General features: G+C 68.7%; 16 protein-coding genes and 1 pseudogene. 4 read left to right on the forward strand and 13 right to left on the reverse strand.

The features are described 5' to 3' along the window. Nucleotides 1-94: 94 nt before the first annotated feature. From ASE12_RS20525 to ASE12_RS09025, 5 genes and pseudogenes are all read right to left on the reverse strand, one after another. A pseudogene (locus ASE12_RS20525) lies at nt 95-319 on the reverse strand (4Fe-4S binding protein); the annotation flags it as partial. 122 nt (nt 320-441) lie between these two features. Beyond that, nucleotides 442-1,410: a complex I subunit 1 family protein gene (locus ASE12_RS09010; protein ID WP_056399454.1), complete on the reverse strand. Its 969-nt coding sequence runs from the start codon at nt 1,408-1,410 to the stop codon at nt 442-444. Continuing rightward, nucleotides 1,403-2,074: an NADH-quinone oxidoreductase subunit C gene (locus ASE12_RS09015; RefSeq protein WP_056399456.1), complete on the reverse strand. Its 672-nt coding sequence runs from the start codon at nt 2,072-2,074 to the stop codon at nt 1,403-1,405. Before ASE12_RS09015 ends, ASE12_RS09010 begins: the two co-directional genes overlap by 8 nt. Then, entirely contained in the window at nt 2,071-2,613 is a 543-nt protein-coding gene (locus tag ASE12_RS09020) for an NADH-quinone oxidoreductase subunit B (RefSeq protein WP_082582456.1), read from the reverse strand. The genes ASE12_RS09015 and ASE12_RS09020 overlap by 4 nt, the downstream gene beginning before the upstream one ends. Before the next feature lie 17 nt (nt 2,614-2,630). Continuing rightward, nucleotides 2,631-2,999 (reverse strand): NADH-quinone oxidoreductase subunit A, encoded by a 369-nt coding sequence (locus ASE12_RS09025; protein WP_056399465.1) that lies wholly within the window; start codon nt 2,997-2,999, stop codon nt 2,631-2,633. Nucleotides 3,000-3,120: 121 nt separating this feature from the next. Between ASE12_RS09025 and ASE12_RS09030 the strand changes: the two genes are divergently transcribed. The 3 genes from ASE12_RS09030 to ASE12_RS09040 all read left to right on the forward strand — a co-directional run bounded on the left by ASE12_RS09030 (nt 3,121) and on the right by ASE12_RS09040 (nt 5,996). Beyond that, the gene (locus ASE12_RS09030) at nt 3,121-3,531 is read left to right on the forward strand and encodes a nuclear transport factor 2 family protein (protein ID WP_056399467.1); all 411 of its coding nucleotides are present in this window, start codon (nt 3,121-3,123) and stop codon (nt 3,529-3,531) included. After that, a complete protein-coding gene (locus ASE12_RS09035) occupies nt 3,528-4,511 on the forward strand; it encodes a hypothetical protein (RefSeq protein WP_056399468.1) in 984 nt (327 codons plus the stop codon). The genes ASE12_RS09030 and ASE12_RS09035 overlap by 4 nt, the downstream gene beginning before the upstream one ends. Before the next feature lie 171 nt (nt 4,512-4,682). Then, nucleotides 4,683-5,996 (forward strand): HNH endonuclease signature motif containing protein, encoded by a 1,314-nt coding sequence (locus ASE12_RS09040; RefSeq protein WP_157412869.1) that lies wholly within the window; start codon nt 4,683-4,685, stop codon nt 5,994-5,996. Between the two features lie 2 nt (nt 5,997-5,998). Here the strand turns inward: ASE12_RS09040 and ASE12_RS09045 are convergent, their stop codons facing one another. From ASE12_RS09045 to ASE12_RS09060, 4 genes are all read right to left on the reverse strand, one after another. Then, the gene (locus tag ASE12_RS09045) at nt 5,999-8,311 is read right to left on the reverse strand and encodes a hypothetical protein (RefSeq protein ID WP_157412870.1); all 2,313 of its coding nucleotides are present in this window, start codon (nt 8,309-8,311) and stop codon (nt 5,999-6,001) included. 64 nt (nt 8,312-8,375) lie between these two features. Next, a complete protein-coding gene (locus ASE12_RS09050; protein ID WP_056399472.1) occupies nt 8,376-9,089 on the reverse strand; it encodes a TIGR02206 family membrane protein in 714 nt (237 codons plus the stop codon). Nucleotides 9,090-9,123: 34 nt separating this feature from the next. Next, nucleotides 9,124-9,966, reverse strand: coding sequence for an SDR family oxidoreductase (locus ASE12_RS09055; RefSeq protein WP_056399473.1), 843 nt, complete (start codon nt 9,964-9,966; stop codon nt 9,124-9,126). A 55-nt stretch (nt 9,967-10,021) separates the two neighbouring features. Next, a complete protein-coding gene (locus ASE12_RS09060; RefSeq protein WP_056399475.1) occupies nt 10,022-10,609 on the reverse strand; it encodes a bifunctional 2-polyprenyl-6-hydroxyphenol methylase/3-demethylubiquinol 3-O-methyltransferase UbiG in 588 nt (195 codons plus the stop codon). 107 nt (nt 10,610-10,716) lie between these two features. Between ASE12_RS09060 and rarD the strand changes: the two genes are divergently transcribed. Next, nucleotides 10,717-11,622 (forward strand): EamA family transporter RarD, encoded by a 906-nt coding sequence (gene rarD, locus ASE12_RS09065; protein ID WP_056399476.1) that lies wholly within the window; start codon nt 10,717-10,719, stop codon nt 11,620-11,622. 21 nt (nt 11,623-11,643) lie between these two features. Here the strand turns inward: rarD and ASE12_RS09070 are convergent, their stop codons facing one another. Genes ASE12_RS09070 through nuoL form a run of 4 tightly spaced genes read right to left on the reverse strand, consistent with a single transcriptional unit; the run spans nt 11,644 to nt 17,696 of the window. Next, nucleotides 11,644-12,633 (reverse strand): polyprenyl synthetase family protein, encoded by a 990-nt coding sequence (locus ASE12_RS09070; RefSeq protein ID WP_056399477.1) that lies wholly within the window; start codon nt 12,631-12,633, stop codon nt 11,644-11,646. Nucleotides 12,634-12,655: 22 nt separating this feature from the next. Continuing rightward, nucleotides 12,656-14,278 (reverse strand): NADH-quinone oxidoreductase subunit NuoN, encoded by a 1,623-nt coding sequence (nuoN, locus tag ASE12_RS09075; RefSeq protein WP_056399480.1) that lies wholly within the window; start codon nt 14,276-14,278, stop codon nt 12,656-12,658. Next, complete coding sequence (locus ASE12_RS09080) at nt 14,275-15,822, reverse strand: NADH-quinone oxidoreductase subunit M (protein WP_056399482.1); 1,548 nt, start codon at nt 15,820-15,822, stop codon at nt 14,275-14,277. The genes nuoN and ASE12_RS09080 overlap by 4 nt, the downstream gene beginning before the upstream one ends. Further along, the gene (gene nuoL, locus ASE12_RS09085) at nt 15,819-17,696 is read right to left on the reverse strand and encodes an NADH-quinone oxidoreductase subunit L (RefSeq protein ID WP_056399484.1); all 1,878 of its coding nucleotides are present in this window, start codon (nt 17,694-17,696) and stop codon (nt 15,819-15,821) included. The genes ASE12_RS09080 and nuoL overlap by 4 nt, the downstream gene beginning before the upstream one ends. Nucleotides 17,697-17,704 lie beyond the last annotated feature (8 nt).

Genomic DNA, 17,704 nt, shown 5'->3' on the forward strand with positions numbered 1-17,704 from the left:
CCTGCGGGGCCGGGACGGTCCACATCCACTCACGCAGCCGGTTCATGTCGTGCGTCAGGTCCTTGATGTCGCCCTCGGCGTACGCGAACTCCGGCGACCAGTGCAGGGCGTCGAACGGGCAGACCTCGATGCAGATGCTGCAGTACATGCAGAGCGAGTAGTCGATGTCGAACGTGTCGAGCACGTTCTGGCTGCGATCACGCCCGCCCTCGGTCGTCGCGGGGATCGTCTCCTTGTGCGAGTCGATCGTGATGCACCACGACGGGCACTCGCGCGCGCACAGCATGCAGGACGTGCAGTTCTCCTCCTGCAGCGCGATGACGCCGCGACTGCGGGGCGGCAGGTCGGGCTGCACGTCGGGGTAGTGCGCCGTGACGCTGCGCCGCGTCAGGTTCTTGAACGTGACCTTGAGGCCCTGCAGCAGGCCGTTGCCGAACATGCTCATGCCACCACCAGAACCGTCGTGAGAGTGATCTGCGCTAGAGCCACCGGCACGAGGACCTTCCACGCCAGCGCGTTGACCTGGTCCTCGCGGAGGCGGGGATACGCGACGCGCGCCCAGATCACGAGGAACGCCACCGCCATGACCTTGACCAGCGTCCACAGCCAGCCGATGTCGTCGGAGAACGGCCCGGCCCAGCCGCCGAGGAACAGCACGGTTGTCAGGGCCGAGAGGACGAGGATGCCGGCGTACTCGGCGAGCAGGAACATCGCGAAGCGCATGCCGCCGTACTCGGTCAGCGGTCCCATGACGAGCTCGGCGTCGGCCAGCGGCGCGTCGAACGGCGGACGCTGCAGCTCGGCGAGCCCCGCGACGAAGAACACGACGAGCCCAGGGAGCTGGCTGAGCAGCCACCAGGGCTCCCACTCCTGCGCGATGCCGACCAGCGACAGCGTCCCCGCGGCCATCGCGACGCTGGCCGCGGCGAGCACCATCGGCAGCTCGTACGACATCAGCTGCGCCGCGACGCGCATGCCACCGATGTAGGAGTACTTGTTGCCGCTGCCCAGGCCACCCATCAGCGTGCCGAGCACGCCGACGCTCATCGCCGCGAGCACGAAGAACAGGCCGAGGTCGAGGTCCTGGCCGATCAGGTTGCCCTGTCCGAAGAACGGGCCGAGCGGGATGGCCAGGAGCGCGACGAGGTAGGGCGCCAGGGCGACGGCCGGGGCGAGCTCGAAGACCCTACGGTCGGCGGCGACCGGCGTGATGCTCTCCTTCTGCACGAACTTCACGCCGTCGGCGACGAGCTGCGCCCAGCCGTGGAAGCCGCCGGCCGCCATCGGGCCGACGCGGCTCTGCATGTGCGCCATCGCCTTGTGCTCCATCTGGCCGATGACCAGCGGGAGCACCATGAACACCGCGAGCACGAGCAGGCAGCGCAGGATCGCGTCGACGACGTCAGCCATCGACGTCCCCTTCGGTCCCTGAGCCTGTCTCCCCTTCGGTCCCTGAGCCTGTCGCCCCTTCGGTCCCTGAGCCTGTCGAAGGGACGTCCTCGTGGGCCAGCTTGCCGGGGCCCCAGTCCTCGGGGTCAGGTACGCCCGGCGGCTTGATCCTGCGGCGGCTCGGCGAGTGGGTCGACTCGGCGTCGCTCTCGCCCGGCTCCTTGGCACCCGGCCACGGCTTGGCGACGCGCGATGCCAGCACGAACTCCTTGCGCAGCGGATGTCCCTCGAAGCCGTCGGGCAGCAGCAACGGGGCCAGGTCGAGCCCGAAGTCGATGCCGAACATCTCGTGCGTCTCGCGCTCGTGCCACGAGGCGCCGGCATAGACGTCGGCGATCGACGCGACCGCTGGGACGTCCCGCTCGAGGTACGTGGCGAGCAGAAGGTGATCGAGGCCAACGCCTCCTGAGCCCGTCGAAGGGACGCGCGCCACGTGCATCACCAGGCGGAACCCCTCGGGGTGCTCGTCGACCGCCGAGAGCCAGTCGAAGTAGGTGTAGCCGTCGCGCTTGAGCTGCGCCGCGGCGTCGTGCCACTCGGCTGCCTCGACGACGCGGTGCCGCGGGCCGAAGCTGGGGGCACCTCCCACAAGCGACGCGAGTGGGGGCTTGTCCTCGAGCGTCACTCGGGCGCCCCGATACGAGGTGAGAGCAGTGAGGTGGCCGGGCGCTGGTAGCGGTCCGCGAGGTTCTCGCCGGCGATCTTGTCCTGCAACGTGACGATGCCGTTGAGCAGCGCCTCAGGTCGCGGCGGGCACCCCGGCACGTACACGTCGACGGGGATGATCTGGTCGACGCCCTTGGTGACGCAGTAGGAGTCCCAGTAGGGCCCACCGGAGTTGGCGCACGAGCCGAAGCTGATGACGTACTTGGGCTCGGGCATCTGGTCGTAGAGCCGCTTGATCGCCGGCGCCATCTTGTCGGTGACGGTGCCGGACACAACCATCAGGTCGGCCTGGCGCGGACCGGGCGCGAACGGGATGACCCCGAGGCGGATGAAGTCGTGGCGCGACATCGACGTCGCGATGAACTCGATCGCACAGCACGCAAGGCCGAAGTTGAAGACCCAGAGGGAGTACTTGCGGCCCCAGTTGAGCAGGTAGCGAGCGGGCTTGGGTGCGTACGCCGAGCCGGCCCCGAGGGTCGCCGGAGCGAGGGTCGGCATCGGCAGGTCGACAGCGCCTACGACGTCCACGACAGCACCCCCTTGCGCCACGCGTAGACGAGCCCGACGACGAGGATGCCGATGAAGATGCCCATCTCGGCGGCGGCGGCCCGCCCGATGTCCTCGAGCACCACCGCCCACGGGAACAGGAACACCGCGTCGACAGCGAAGATCACGTAGAGGAACGCATAGACGTAGTAGCGCACCGTCGACTGCGCCCAGCCGGCACCGACCGGATCCACGCCCGACTCGTACGTGAGCTGCTTCTCGCGGGCCGCCACGCGCGGACGCATGAGTCGGTTGACCCCCAGCATCCCGGCGGCGAGCACGACGCCGGCGATGATGATGACGCCGACCGCGGTGTAGTCGTCGAGGTAGGCGCCCATGGGAACACTCTAGGGAACTTCGCGACCCCGTGGTGGTACCCGGCACCACGAACGGCGACCCGCGACAGCGGGCATACTGTGCTGGATCCAGAAGCACAGCAGGTCGGCGGAGCGAGGACGCGTGGTCGAGGTGGTCAGGGCGGAGTCGCAGCCACTGGTCAAGGCGTGGCTGCGGGACTTCGCTGCGGCCGTGCGCGAGCGCGACTATGCGCGTGCCCGGACGATGTTCCATCCCGACGCCGAGGGGTTCGGGACGGTCGCCGAGCGCTGGACCGGGCTCGACCAGCTGCACGCCGAGCAGTGGCACGGGGTCTGGGAGCGTACGACCGGGTTCGCGTTCGACCTCGACAGCGCGACGGTCTTCGACGACGACGGCCTCGTGGTCGCCATCAGCGAGTGGTCGTCCGAAGGGCTGCGGTCGGACGGCACGGTCGGCCGTCGAGACGGGCGCGCCACGATCGTCCTCGTCCGGGACGACGCGCTGCGCGCCGTGCACACGCACTTCTCGATGGTGCCCGGTACGCCCTCGTGATCCGGTTCTACGCCGCACGCAACTTCCTGTGGGGCATGGAGCGGTTCGTCGCCGGCTGGGCGCCGCACCTGGCAGATGTCATCCACCCCACGGCGTACGACGACGTGCGCGTGGGCGAGCCGCTCCCGGCCGGTGCCCACGTGTTCGCGGACTTCGAGCGCCTGCTGCCGCGTGAGCTCGCGCTGGTCCAGCGCCTGCACCGCAGCCTCGCGGGCCAGCCCGACAGCTACGTCACGCTCAACGACCCCGCCGCCTGGACCGGCCGCCTCGGACTGCTTCAGGACCTCGCTGAGCTCGGCATCAACGACTTCCGGGCGTACCGGCTGCGGGGCCTCGACGCCGAGGTGCGGTTCCCCGCGTTCCTGCGCTGGGCCAACGAGCACAGCGGCAGTCTCGGTGCCGTGGTGCACTCCGACGCCGAGCTCAAGGCGCGCGTCAAGGAGAAGGTCGGGCTGCGCCGCCGCTTCGACCGGGACCTTCTGGTCGTCGAGCACGCGGACGCCCAGGGCGCCGACGGGATGTTCCGCAAGTACTCCGCCATGAAGATCGGTGACCACCTGATCCCCCGCCACGTGCTCGTCAGTCGCAGGTGGATGGTCAAGAAGCCGATGGTCATCACGCCCGCCATCGCGCAGGAGGAGCAGGAGTTCGTCGACACGTTCCCGCACGAGGACGCCCTGTGGCGGGTCTATGAGGTCGCCGGGATCGACTACGGCCGCATCGACTACGGGTTCAGCAACGGCCGGCTGCAGGTCTGGGAGATCAACACCAACCCGGTGATCGTGCCGCTGCCGAACCAGATCGACCCGCTCCGGCTCCCCGCCCAGTCGCAGTCAGCGGCGGCGATCGTCGCGGCCTTCGAGGAGCTCGCCGCGCGGGCGCCGACCGCTCCGGGACGGCCGCCGTTCAACCTCCGGCAACGTGCCGCATGGGCGACGCAGGCCCGGATCACCCGCCACTACGACCGCCGCCGGGTGTAGGCGGCTGTTGACCTCTTCCGTCTCACTATTCGAACAGGTGTTCGACACAGTCCATGCCGTGCCGTAGTGTTGTCAGTGCGCCGATCTGGAACGAAATAGGGTCGGGTGAGAACCCTTCAGTGGGCCCCAAGGTTGAGATGACTCCCTGCCCGTGCGTCTGAAGGTCTGCTCGTGTCTGTTGCTCCGGTCGCTTCGCTCCCGCACCCGTTGGTGGGTGCCGTCGAGCAGATCGAGGACGCCCTGGACGGGATGCCTGTCCAAGGCTGGTCGGGTCTGGAGCCGGCCCTGCTGCGGGACTGTGCGGAGCGGTTGATGCGGGTCGAGGCCAGGGTCAAGGCTCAGCTCATGGCCGTCACCCGGGCGTTGGACACCACTGGCTTGGCCAAGGCATCGGGGGCCACATCGACCGGTGCGATGCTCGCCGGATCGTTCGGCGGCGATCGCCGCGCTGCCGACGCCCTGGTCAACCAGTCCAAGGATCTCGACGCCGCGCCGGCGACCGGGCAGGCGCTGGCCCGTGGTGACATCGGCACCGCGCAGGCCGCGATCATCGCCGCCGCCGTCGCAGGCCTGCCCGACGACACGGCGCCGGAGCAGAAGCAGGCCTGTGAGGACACCTTGATCGGCGACGCCGCCCGATTCACCCTCAAGGACCTACGCAACCGGGCGACACGAATCACCGACCAGCTCAAACCCTCTCCTGAGGTCGACCAGATCGAGAACCAGACCCTGCAGGCGCGGGAGAAGCGCGCTTGGCGGCGCTCCGAGTTCTGGATGACCAGCGACGGCGACGGCACCTGCCGAGGCGGGTTCCGCATCCCCGAAGCCCAGGCCGACACGTTGCGCACAGCCATCGAGGCGATCAGCGCACCCAGACGGGATCATCTGCACGACGACACCCCCGGCGCGGAGTCCTACTACGACCGCGACCTGGAGCACCGGCACCGCCTCGGGATGGGATTCGCCGAGCTGTGCGACCACCTGCCCACCGACAAGCTCCCCGGCAAGGGCGGCCTCAGCGCCACCCTGATCGTCCGGTTCGACTACGACACCCTCATCCGTGGCATCAAACCCGCCACGCTGTCCACCGGCACCCGCATCTCCGCCGGCCAGGCCCGACACATGGCCTGCAATGCCGGGATCATCCCCCAAGTCTTCAACGGCAGGTCCCTCCCGCTCGACCACGGACACGAACAGCGCCTCTTCACCAAGGCTCAGAAACAAGCCCTCGCCAACCGCGACGGCGGCTGCACCTTCCCAGGGTGCGACAGGCCACCCGAGTGGTGCGAAGCGCACCACTGGCGCACCAGATGGGCCGACGGCAGCGAGACCGCCCTCGCCGACGGCGTCCTCATCTGCCCCTTCCACCACCGCACGATCCACGACAATGCGTGGACCATCCGCATGTCACCCGTTGACGGCCACCCCGAATACCGACCACCCGGATCCCAGACCTGGAAACGACACCACCGCTGGCGACCCTAGGCTCAGAAGTACGAGTCGTCGACCTCGATCGTCACCGCATCGCCCGAGACCTGCACGGTGCCCGAGATGCTGATGTCGACCTTGTCGGTGTACTTGCTGTCCGCGTCACCGTCGAACAGTCCCGGCTCGGTCGCCGTGACCGTTGCGCTGCCTGGCGTCTGGGTCGAGAACGTCCAGCCGCCCTCGTAGTCGGACTCCACCGTGTAGGTCGGCTCCTCCGTGAGCTTCCACGAGACGTCCTTCAGGTCCGACCAGTACGTCCGGTTGGGGCAACCCTCGGGCTCGGCCTCGTGCCGCTTGATGCAGGCGTCGAGGAACGTCTTGGCCTGCTGCGCGACCTGGGCCATGAACTGGTTGTTCGGCTCGGCCTCGAACTCCAGGCTCTCCTCGTCCTTGCCGATCGTGACGGTCTTCGCACCGTACGACAGCAAGGAGCTGCCGCTGTCGGGTGCGATCTGATACTCCGCCGGGAACGCCGGCAGCGTCACGCCATCGTCGAGCCCCTCCACATCGACGGACAGGCCGTTGACGTCCAGGGACGACGCCCCCGGAGCCGTCACGGAGACCGTGCCCAGCCCGGGGTCGATGATCTTCCACTCGTCGAAGACCCCGAAGCGCGAGCCGGTCTTCTCCAACGTCAGCTCCTGGCTCTGCTGCGCGCCGTCGATCGTGTATCGGGCGGTCACGGTCGCCGTGTCACCGTGGGTCTCGACGTCACCGAAGGACGCCTTGCTGATCGTCGTGTCGCTGGCCTCGAGCACGTCGTCGGTCAGCAGCACGCGCTCGTCCGAGGAGTAGTCGAGGCGGACCAGGTCGAGCGCGTCGTCGGCGTTGCCGGAGCTGAGCGCATCGAAGTAGGCCTCGGCCTGCTTCTCCGGACCGAAGTACATCTTGTTGGCGACCGAGATCCCGATCACCGCGACGATGCCCAGGGCGACGAGGACGCCGACACCGATGAGGATCTTCTTCGTCCGGGCGTCCAGCGCCTGGCCCGCGGCCGGGGGCGGAGCAGTCGCGGGTGCGGTTCCGGCCGCCTCAGCCGGAGGACCCTCCGGGGCGGCCAGCGGCTCGGGCCTCTGGCCCACGACCCGACGCTGCCAGGCGGCCGGCACCAGGCCGACCAGCGCCGGCGCGATCGTCCGCGAGCCGAGCTCGGCCGCGGCACCCCAGACCGCGAAGACCAGCAGGAACCACGCCGCCGGGCCGGCCGAGACGCCACCGCCGACGGCACCACCGAAGCCGGCGTTGAACGACACCGTGGCCAGGAGCGACATCGCCCCACCGGCGATCGCGAAGACCAACGGCGTCCAGACCCAGTGAGCGGTCGTACGAGGCGCGCCGTCGTGTCGCAGTCGCAGCGTCACAGCGGCAGCGAGCGTGGCGACGACGGCGAACACGATGAGGAGCAGGAAGACCTTGGGCGCGTCGTCGCTGAACAGCCAGAACGTGTCGGAGTCCGAGTCGGAGCCGCCGAAGAAGCCCCCGAACCCGTTCGCCGACAGCGCCCCGAGATGACCGAGTGTCAGGGCGAAGATCACCAGGTTGATCAGCGCGACCGGCATCGCCAGGATCGCCTCAGGACTGCCTTCGGCGGCGATGTAGATCGCGATGGCCGGTACGGCGAGCGCCGAGAACACGAGGAAGTGGACCAGCGCAGCGCGACCGGCATCGAGGGCAGCGACCGGGATCGAGCGGAAGGCGCTCCAGAGCGCGAGCGGACGCCGGCCGACCAGGGCCACCACGGTCAGGGCCGCAACGCCGAACAGGATCAGCTGGAACTGGCTCGCCCGATAGGACGTGTCGTCCTCACCGGGCGTCAGCACCAACGCGATGACGAACGCGATCGTGACGAACGTCAGCGCGGAGGCCACCGCAAGGCTGACCATCCCCTTGACGGTGTTGGCGGGACCGCGCCGTTCGTCGCGCCTCGAGAGGATCAGCACGACGGCGGTCGCGACCAGCAGGATCGTCAGAGGCACCGCAGTGACCGAGACCTTGCCGCTCATCGCGAAGTCCTCGTCGCCGGAGTCGAACGAGCCCACGGCCGGGCTGCGGAACGCCATCGCGACGAGCTGGCCGGGCGCCGTCAGGATCCACCACCACGAGACGTCCTCGTCGTCCAGGCTCACCGCGAGCAGCGCCAGAACCGTCGTGATGCAGGCGGCCACCCACGCCACGGCGTAGCTCAGGGCTCCGATGGTCACGGCCCTGACCAGCGTTGGCGGCGTCAGGTCGAGCGATGCCAGCCCGTCCGATGCGTCCTTGGGCTTCGGGTCGTTCGTCGGGCTCGGTGTGGTGCTGGCGTCCTCGCTCATGGTCATTCCCCCTGTGTGTCCATCGGAATGATGCCATCGCAGCGCGCCTTCCGTGCCGCTTTCGTCAGGCTCGGCTCCCGCTGACCGGCCGACTCACCTTCTCGCGGGTCCACGGCCAGGTCAGGAGTGCCCAGACCACCGCGACGATCGCGATCTCGAGCACGACGAACAACGGCCACGGGCCGAGGTAGTCCAGCAGCGACGAGTTCTTCGGCAGCCGGTTGAGATAGCCGTAGTTGGTACCGGCGACGACGTTGAAGGCGTACGCGCAGATGGCCCAGGCCAGCGTGATCGCCACGGTCCGCCGGTATGTGTGCCAGGTGGGCAGGATCCGCAGGCCGGGCACCAGGAACAGGGACGACCAGACGATCAGCAGGTGCATGCCCCAGAACATCAGGAACCGGGGGTCAGGGAAGTCCGACGCGAGATCCGGCGTCAGCATGCCCTGGGTCGTGAGCGTGATGCCCCAGAGGTACGTGATCGTCGCGGTGAGACGGTTGCGCGTCCACAGCGCGTGCACCGCGAACATCCACGCGAGGTCGCAGAGCTGGAACGGCAGCGAGGTCTGCAGGTTCCACTCATCGGGCGTGAGCTGCAGGATCTGCAGCGGCACCGTGACCGCGAGGATGGCGATCGCGAACGTACGCCTGACCGCCTGCTCCGCCGGTCCGCGCAGCCGCCGACCAGCCAGCACCACCAGGACGGCGCCGACCGCGAAGACGGCCAGCACCGTCACGTGCGACGGGCCGTACGTCTCGAATCGATCGGCGGCCAGCATGCGATGACGCTAGCCGATCAGCGACCGGCAGGCGTCAGCCCTGGGCGAGGAGCGACACGTGGTTCCACGTCTCCCAGGTCTCGAGCCTGCGCGCGTAGTCGGCCTTCGCGATCTCGAGCGGCGCGGCGCCGAAGAAGACCCGCAGCGGCGGCTCATCCGCGTCGACGACCTCGAGGATCGCGGCCGCCGACGCATTCGGGTCGCCCGGAGTCGCGTTGCGCTGCGCGCGTTGCTGCATCGTCCTGGCCCGCAGGTCGTCGTACGCGGGATCGGGCTGCGATCGCCTGGCCGAGTCGCCGGCCCAGTCCGTCGAGAAGCCGCCGGGCTCGACCAGGGTGACCTTGATGCCGAAGTCGGCGACCTCCTGTGCCAGCGCCTGGGAGAAGCCCTCGAGCGCCCACTTCGACGCGTGATAGATCCCGACCAGCGGGAAGGCGGAGATCCCGCCGATCGACGAGACCTGGATGATGTGGCCCGAACCCTGTGCGCGGAGGAACGGGAGCGCGGCCTGCGTCACCCAGAGGGCCCCGAAGAGGTTGGTCTCGAGCTGGGCGCGGGCCTCGTCCTCGGTGATCTCCTCGATGAAGCCGAAGTGGCCGTAGCCGGCGTTGTTGACGACGACGTCGAGCCGGCCGAAGTGCTCGTGCGCCTGGGCCACGGCGGCGAAGTCCGCCTGGCGGTCGTTGACGTCGAGGGCGATCGGCAGGATCGCGTCGCCGTACTTCTCGACCAGGTCGTCGAGGCTGCTCGTGTCGCGCGCGGTGGCGGCGACGCGGTCGCCGCGGTCCAGGGCGGCGGCAGTCCACTCGCGCCCGAAGCCGCGGGACGTGCCGGTGATGAACCAGGTCTTGCCGGTGAAGGTGTCAGTGGTGTCCATGCCTTCGACGCTACGACCTGGAGTGCGCTCCAGCGCAAGGCGTGATCGCGGTGACTCAGGGCACACGCAGGAACGTGACGGCGAACTCCGCGTCGTCCGTGAACGGCACCAGGTCCCACGTCGCGAAGCGTTGCTCCAGCTCGAGCCCGGCGGTGCTTGCGTCGGCGTCGAGCTGCTCGATGCCGTAGCCACGGTCGAGCGCGAAGCCCAGCACGATCCGGCCGCCCGTACGTACGTGGGCCCGCAGGCGGCGCAGCACCTCGACCTCCGTTCCGGGCGCCACGAACACCATGACGTTGCCGGCCACGACGGCGATGTCGAACGGGTCCTCGTCGAGGTCCAGCTCCGCCAGGTCACGGACCAGCCAACGCGGGCCGGGGTGGTCCTCGCGGGCAGCCGCGATCAGGACCGGATCCGCGTCGACGCCGACGACGGTGTGGCCGCGGTCGTGCAGCACGGCGCCGACCCGGCCGGGACCGCACCCTGCGTCGAGGATGCGCGAGCCCGGTGCGGCGATCGCGTCGATGAGGCGCGCCTCGCCGCCGAGATCATCACCCTCGGCGGCCATCGTGCGGAAGCGTTCGACGTACCACTCGGAGTGGCCGTCCTTCATGTCGGTGAACCAGCGCGGCGTCCTGCTCATGAGGCCATGGTGCCCCGACGGTCAGACTTCGGCGAATTCCGGCCAACCTCCCACGGCAGGCCCCGTCGCCCACCGCGGGACCGTCACGCCGGGCGTACCCTCGTCTCGTGAACGACTCCAAGAGCGGTGTGGGCCTCGGAGTCGCCGCCTACCTGTGCTGGGGATTCTTCCCGCTCTACTGGCCGCTGCTCGACCCGGCAGGGTCGCTGGAGATCCTGGCGCACCGCTTCGTCTGGTCGATGGTCTTCGTGCTCGTCTCGATCACGGCGATGGGCAAGTGGACGACGTTCATCGCGATCGCCCGCGACCGGCGGCTCATGGTGATCCTGACGTTCGCGTCGATCACGATCGCGCTCAACTGGGGCGGCTTCATCTACGGCGTGACCAACGGGCACGTCGTGGAGACCTCGCTCGGCTACTTCATCAACCCGCTCGTCACGGTGCTGCTCGGCGTCTTCGTGCTCAAGGAGACGTTGCGCCCGGCACAGTGGGGCGCGATCGGCATCGGCGGCCTGGCCGTCGTCGTCCTGTCGATCGGATACGGCCGGCTGCCCTGGATCGCACTGCTCGTCGCGTTCTCGTTCGCGACGTACGGGTTCCTCAAGAAAAAGGCCAACCTGGGTGCGTTCGAGGGCCTCGGCATGGAGACCGCGATCCTGTTCCCTGTCGCCGTCGCCTTCCTCGTCGTCCTGCAGGTGTGCGGCGACCTGACGTTCGGGCACGACGGCCCCGGCAACGCCGCGCTGCTGGTCGGCACGGGCGTGGTCACCGCGATCCCGCTGCTGCTGTTCGGTGCGGCCGCCACCCGCCTGACCCTGACGACGATCGGGATCCTGCAGTACCTCGGCCCGATCATCCAGTTCATCACCGGCCTCACGATCTTCGACGAGACCATGACGACCGAGCGGTGGATCGGCTTCATCCTGGTCTGGATCGCGCTCGTCATCTTCACCGTCGACGCGATCACGAGTCGTCGCCGCCGGGTCGTCCCAACCGAGGCCGCGCCGATCTAGCCCCGAGCGCCTGGAAGGCCGTCAGCCGAGGCGGGTGGCCACGGTGTCACAGAGGGCCTGCAGCGCAGCGCGGGCCGGTACGTCCGGCAGCTTGGCCAGCAGCGCGCTCGCGGCGTCGGCCTCGGCCTGGACGTACGAGCGGGCCTCGGTCATCGCAGGGTGCACCCGCAGCAGCCCGATCGCCTCGTCGAGCTCGGTGTCGTCGGTCAAGGGCTTGGCCAGCAGGGAGCGCAGGCGTTCGCTCTCGGGATCGGTCGACCGCAGGGCGATGAGCGTCGGCAACGTCGGGACGCCCTCACGGAGGTCGGTGCCCGGCGTCTTGCCGGAGTCATCGGTCTCGCTGGCGATGTCGATGATGTCGTCGCTGAGCTGGAACGCCGCACCGATCCGCTCGCCGAACTCGCTGAGCGTCTCCTGCACCTCGACCGAGGCGCCGGCCATCTTGGCGCCGAACAGCGCGGCGGTGGCGATCAGCGATCCGGTCTTGTCGGCGACCACGGACAGGTAGTGCGCGAGGGCGTCGTCACCCTCTGACGGGCCGAGGGTCTCGCGGATCTGGCCCTGCACGAGCCGGGAGAACGTACGCGCCTGGATGCGCACGGCCTCGGGTCCCAGGTCGGACACGAGGTCGGAGGCCTGGGCGAAGAGGTAGTCGCCGACGAGGATCGCCACCGAGTTGTCCCACCGCGCGTTGGCGCTCGGGGCGCCGCGGCGCTTGTCGGCCTCGTCCATGACGTCGTCGTGATAGAGCGTGGCCAGGTGCGTCAGCTCGACGACGACTGCCGAGCGTACGACGTCCGGGTTGGTCGACTCGCCGAACTCGGCGCTGAGCATGACCAGCAGCGGCCGGAACCGCTTGCCGCCGGCGTTGAGCAGGTGCGCAGCGGCCTCGGCAACGAACTTCTCCGGGCTGTCGACCGCCGCCGCGAGCTGCACCTCGACCTGCTCGACGCCGGCCTGGACGCGTGCCTCCAGGGTCGGGTCGGTGAACGAGACACCCAGACGGGACACGCGGAACTCCTAGTGGAATGGATCAGCGCACGAAGGCGCCTGCGTGCTGCGCAAGATCCAGCAGCGGTCCCGGAATGATACCGAGTCCGAGGGTGGCGATCACAGCCACGGCAAGCACGACCGTCGTCAGGACGCTGGGCACCGCCACCGTCGGCCCCTCGCCGACCGGGTCGGTGAAGAACATCAGCACGATGACGCGCACGTAGAAGTAGGCCGCCAGGGCACTGACGAGCACGCCGATCACGACGAGCCACCAGAAGCCGCCCGACCATGCCGCGCTGAACACGGTCCACTTGCCGATGAAGCCACCGGTCAGCGGGATGCCGGCGAACGACAGCATGAACAGCGCGAACGAGCCCGCGAGCACCGGCGACTTCTTGCCGAGACCGGCCCACTTCGACAGGTGCGTCGTCTCGCCACCGGAGTCGCGTACGAGGGTCACGACCGCGAACGCGCCGATCGAGGAGACGCCGTAGACCGTCAGGTAGAACAGGATGCTCGAGGTCGAGGTGATCCGGGACGAGTCCTTGGCTCCGGCGTAGACGCCGACGAAGCCGACGAGCAGGAAGCCTGCGTGCGCGATCGACGAGTAGGCGAGCATGCGCTTGACGTCGGTCTGGGAGATCGACACGACGGCACCGAGGAACATCGTGATGATCGCGACCGCGACGATGATCGGCCGCCAGTCCCACGACGAGCCGCCGAACGCCACGAAGAACACGCGCAGCAGGGCCAGGAACGCCGCCGCCTTGGTCCCGGCCGCCATGAAGGCGGTCACCGGCGTCGGGGCGCCTTGGTAGACGTCGGGCGTCCACGTGTGGAACGGCACGGCACCGATCTTGAACAGCAGGCCGACCGCCATCAGCGCGGTGGCGGCCAGCAGCATGTTCTCGCCGCCCGTGCGGTTGGTCACCGCGACGTCGATGTCGGAGAGCCGGAAGCTGCCGGCGTAGCCGTAGGTGAGCGCGATGCCGTAGAGGAAGAACACCGACGAGAACGCGCCGAGCAGGAAGTACTTGAGCGCAGCCTCCTGGCTCATGAGCCGGCGACGCCGAGCCAGGCCGCACAGCAGGTAGAGCGGCAGGCTCAGGACCTCGAGCGCGACGAACATCGTCAACAGGTCGTTGGACGTCGCGAACAGCATCATGCCGACGAGGGCGAACAGCGCGAGCGGGAAGACCTCCGTGTGCTCGACACGGTGCTTGATGGCCTCCGCCTCGGAGGCCGAGCCGGGAGCATCGGCCGCGCGGCCGGTGAAGCCGCTGAGCCCGCCCTCGAGGCGGCGCTCGGCGAACAGCAGCATGCTCAGCAGGCCGAAGATCAGCAGGATGCCCCAGGCGAACACGCCGGGACCGTCGACCGCCAGCGCACCCTCGGCGGCGACCTGCCCGCGGGCGAGCCGGGACCCGTCGAGCTCGTCGAGGTCCGTGAAGACCCAGATCGTGTCGGCGAACGCGGCGATGATGCCGACGACGGCGAGGCCGGCCTGCACGACGAACCGCGAGCTGCGGGGCCAGAACGCCTCGACGATGACACCGAGGACGGCGACGCCGGCGATGATGAAGACCGGAGCGAGCAGCGAGTACTCGATGTCCGGCGCGGAGATCGGCGGCAGGTCGGTGGCGGACGCGAACGTGGTGATCATTCGTGTCCTCCTTCGTGCGTGGCTGAGTCATCGATCTGGACAGGCGTCTTCGGCGCCGGGTCACCCTTGCCGACGTGGCTGATCACCTCGTCGATCGCGGGATTGATGACGTTGAGCAGCGGCTGCGGGAAGAACCCGAGGCCGACGATCAGGATGATCGCCGGGGTCAGCGACGCCATCTCGCGATGGTCGAGGTCGGTCACGCCCTCGTTGCCGGCCTTGAGCGGCCCGGTCATGACCCGTTGGTACATGATCAGGATGTAGAGCGCCGCCAGCACGATGCCGAGCGTCGCGAACGCCGCGGCGGGGATCGATCGCGTGAACGTACCGGCGAGCACCAGGAACTCCGAGATGAACGGCGCGAGGCCCGGCAACGACAGGCTCGAGAGGCCGGCCACGAGCAGGACACCGGACATGATCGGGGCGATCTTCTGGACACCACCGAAGTCGGAGATCCGCGCCGAGCCGCGGCGGGCGATCATCATGCCCGTGACGAGGAACAGCGCAGCCGTCGAGAGGCCGTGGTTGAACATGTAGAGCGTCGAGCCGGCGAGCGACGTCGTCGTGAACGCGAAGATGCCGAGGATGATGAAGCCGAAGTGCGACACCGACGTGAACGCGATGAGCCTGCGGATGTCGTCCTGGCCGATCGCGAGCAGCGCGCCGTAGAGGATGCTGATGACCGCGAGCACGATGACGACCGGGCTGGCCCAGTCCGAGGCACCGGGGAACAGCCCGAGGCACCAGCGGATCATGCCGAACGTGCCGATCTTGTCGATGACGCTGACCATCAGCACCGAGGTGCCCGGCGTCGCCTGACCCGCGGCGTCCGGCAGCCACGTGTGCAGCGGCCAGAGCGGTGCCTTGATCGCGAACGCGGCCATGAACCCGAGGAACAGCAGCCGTTCGGTGTTGGTGCTGAAGTCGAGGTTCTGCAGGTCGCTGAGCAGGAACGACGCGTCGCCCTGACGGGCGCTGATGACGTAGAGGCCGACGATCGAGGCCAGCATCAGCAGTCCGCCGACGAGGTTGTAGATCAGGAACTTGACCGCGGCGTACGACCGGTTGGGCCCGCCGAACGAGCCGATCAGGAAGTAGAGCGGGATCAGCGTCGCCTCGAACAGGACGTAGAAGAGGAACGCGTCGGTCGCGGCGAACGCACCGATCGCGAGACCCTCGACCGCGAGCATCCAGGCGAAGTAGGCGTTGGTGCTCTTGGGATCGGGGAGCCGGTCGCCGAACGCGGCGAGGATCACGATCGGCGTGAGGATCGTGGTCAGCAGGATCAGCGTGATGCCGATGCCGTTGACGCCGAGGGAGTAGTAGGCGCCGAAGACCTTGATCCACTCGTGCTTCTCGGTCAGCTGGTAGCCGCCGGCGTCCTGGTCGAACTTGGCCATGACGACGAGCGACAGGACCAGCGTGACGAGCGAGACGCCGAGCGCGACGTACTTGGCCCGGTGGTGGGGCGCGGACTCACGCGGCAGGAGCGCGAGGAGCACCGCTCCCGCGATCGGAGTCGCGGCGAGGATCGACAGGATCATGCGAGGGTCACCGCCAGGAGGGCAAGGACGAGGACGGCAACGCCGCCGAACATCGTGAGTGCGTACGAACGGACGTAGCCGGTCTGCGGCTTGCGCAGGAACTGCGAGGTGTCACCGAGCCGGTCGGCGACGCCCGTGACGAAGCCGTCGACCCCCTTGCCGTCGAACCACACCAGGAACCGGGTGAGGTGACGCGTCGGGCGTACGACAAGGGCGTCGTTGATCTCGTTGCCGTAGAGCTCGTGGCGGCCCGCGCGGGCGAAGACCGACACCGAGCTGTCTGCAGGCGTCTCGGCGGCGATCGGCTCGCGCCGGTAGAACGCCACCGCGGCGACGACACCCACAGCGACGACTGCCGTGATGATGAGCGTCAGGACGATCGCCGGCACCGCGAGCTCTTCGTGCTCGGCGTGACCCGTGATGGGCTCGAGCCACTCGGTGATCCAGTTGCTCACCAGCAGCACGCCTCCGAGGGCGGAGAGCACGGCGAGGCCGATCAACGGCCACGTCATGACGCGCGGCGACTCGTGCGGGTGCACGTCCTCGCGCCATCTCTTCTCGGACAGGAACGTCATGATCATCAGGCGGGTCATGTAGAACGCCGTGACGCCGGCGCCCAGCAGCGCGCCGAGGCCGACCCAGAAGTTCTCACCGAACGCTGCCTCGATGATCTTGTCCTTGGACCAGAAGCCCGCGAACGGCGGCACGCCGATGATCGCCAGGTAGCCGAGCCCGAACGTCGCGAACGTGATCGGCATCAACGTCCGCAGGCCGCCGTAGTGGCGCATCTCGACGTCGTCGTCCATGCCGTGCATGACCGAACCGGCGCCGAGGAACATGTTGGCCTTGAAGAATCCGTGCGTGATGAGGTGGAAGATCGCGAACGCGTAGCCGGCCGGGCCGAGGCCTGCGGCGAGCATCATGTAGCCGATCTGGCTCATCGTCGAGCCGGCGAGCGCCTTCTTGATGTCGTCCTTGGCGCAGCCGATCCAGGCGCCGGCGAGCAGCGTCACCAGCCCGACGACGATCACGGCGGTGCGGGCGGCCTCGGAGGCATCGAAGATGCCGTTGGAGCGTACGACGAGGTAGACGCCCGCAGTGACCATCGTCGCGGCGTGGATCAGGGCCGAGACCGGGGTCGGACCCTCCATCGCGTCGAGCAGCCAGCTCTGCAGCGGCACCTGGGCGGACTTGCCGCACGCGCCGAGCAGCAGGAGCAGGCCGAGCGCCGTGGCGACGGAGCCGGAGGCGCCGGTGATCGCGCCGTTGACGGCACCGATCGACGACGTGCCGAACTCGGAGAACATCAGCATGATGCCGGTCGCCATGCCGAGGTCACCGACGCGGTTGACGACGAAGGCCTTCTTGGCGGCCGCCGCGGCCGAGTCCTTGTGCTGCCAGAAGCCGATCAGCAGGTAGGACGCCAGGCCGACGCCCTCCCAGCCGAGGAACAGCACCAGGTAGTCCGACGCCAGCACGAGCGTGAGCATCGCGGCGATGAAGATGTTGAGGAACGCGAAGAACCGGCGACGCCGCTCGTCGTGTGCCATGTAGCCGATCGAGTAGACGTGGATCAGGGTCCCGACACCCGTGATCAGCAGGACGAACAGGCCCGACAGCTGGTCGAACGTGAAGCCCATGTCGACGTGGAACGAGCCGGCGTCGATCCAGGTGAAGAGCTTGGTCGACTGGGAGCGGTCCTCGCCGTCCTTGCCGAGCAGCGACGCGAACAGCACGACGCCGAACAGGAACGACAGGGCCGAGGCGGCGGTGCCGATGAGGTGACCGAACCGGTCACCCTCCTTGCCCCACACGAGCAGGCCGAGACCGCTCGCCAGTGGAATGGCGATCAGCAGCCATTGGAGATCGAACATCGGTGTCC

Source organism: Aeromicrobium sp. Root236, from assembly GCF_001428805.1.
GTDB lineage: Bacteria > Actinomycetota > Actinomycetes > Propionibacteriales > Nocardioidaceae > Aeromicrobium.

What these genes read in the sequence shown, in the direction of transcription:
- ASE12_RS09010 (WP_056399454.1), bottom strand. Translation starts at nt 1,410, where the DNA reads ATGGCTGACGTCGTCGACGCGATCCTGCGCTGCCTGCTCGTGCTCGCG.
- ASE12_RS09020 (WP_082582456.1), bottom strand. Translation starts at nt 2,613, where the DNA reads ATGCCGACCCTCGCTCCGGCGACCCTCGGGGCCGGCTCGGCGTACGCA.
- ASE12_RS09025 (WP_056399465.1), bottom strand. Translation starts at nt 2,999, where the DNA reads ATGGGCGCCTACCTCGACGACTACACCGCGGTCGGCGTCATCATCATC.
- ASE12_RS09045 (WP_157412870.1), bottom strand. Translation starts at nt 8,311, where the DNA reads ATGAGCGAGGACGCCAGCACCACACCGAGCCCGACGAACGACCCGAAG.
- ASE12_RS09050 (WP_056399472.1), bottom strand. Translation starts at nt 9,089, where the DNA reads ATGCTGGCCGCCGATCGATTCGAGACGTACGGCCCGTCGCACGTGACG.
- ASE12_RS09055 (WP_056399473.1), bottom strand. Translation starts at nt 9,966, where the DNA reads ATGGACACCACTGACACCTTCACCGGCAAGACCTGGTTCATCACCGGC.
- ASE12_RS09060 (WP_056399475.1), bottom strand. Translation starts at nt 10,609, where the DNA reads ATGAGCAGGACGCCGCGCTGGTTCACCGACATGAAGGACGGCCACTCC.
- nuoN (WP_056399480.1), bottom strand. Translation starts at nt 14,278, where the DNA reads ATGATCACCACGTTCGCGTCCGCCACCGACCTGCCGCCGATCTCCGCG.
- ASE12_RS09080 (WP_056399482.1), bottom strand. Translation starts at nt 15,822, where the DNA reads ATGATCCTGTCGATCCTCGCCGCGACTCCGATCGCGGGAGCGGTGCTC.
- nuoL (WP_056399484.1), bottom strand. Translation starts at nt 17,696, where the DNA reads ATGTTCGATCTCCAATGGCTGCTGATCGCCATTCCACTGGCGAGCGGT.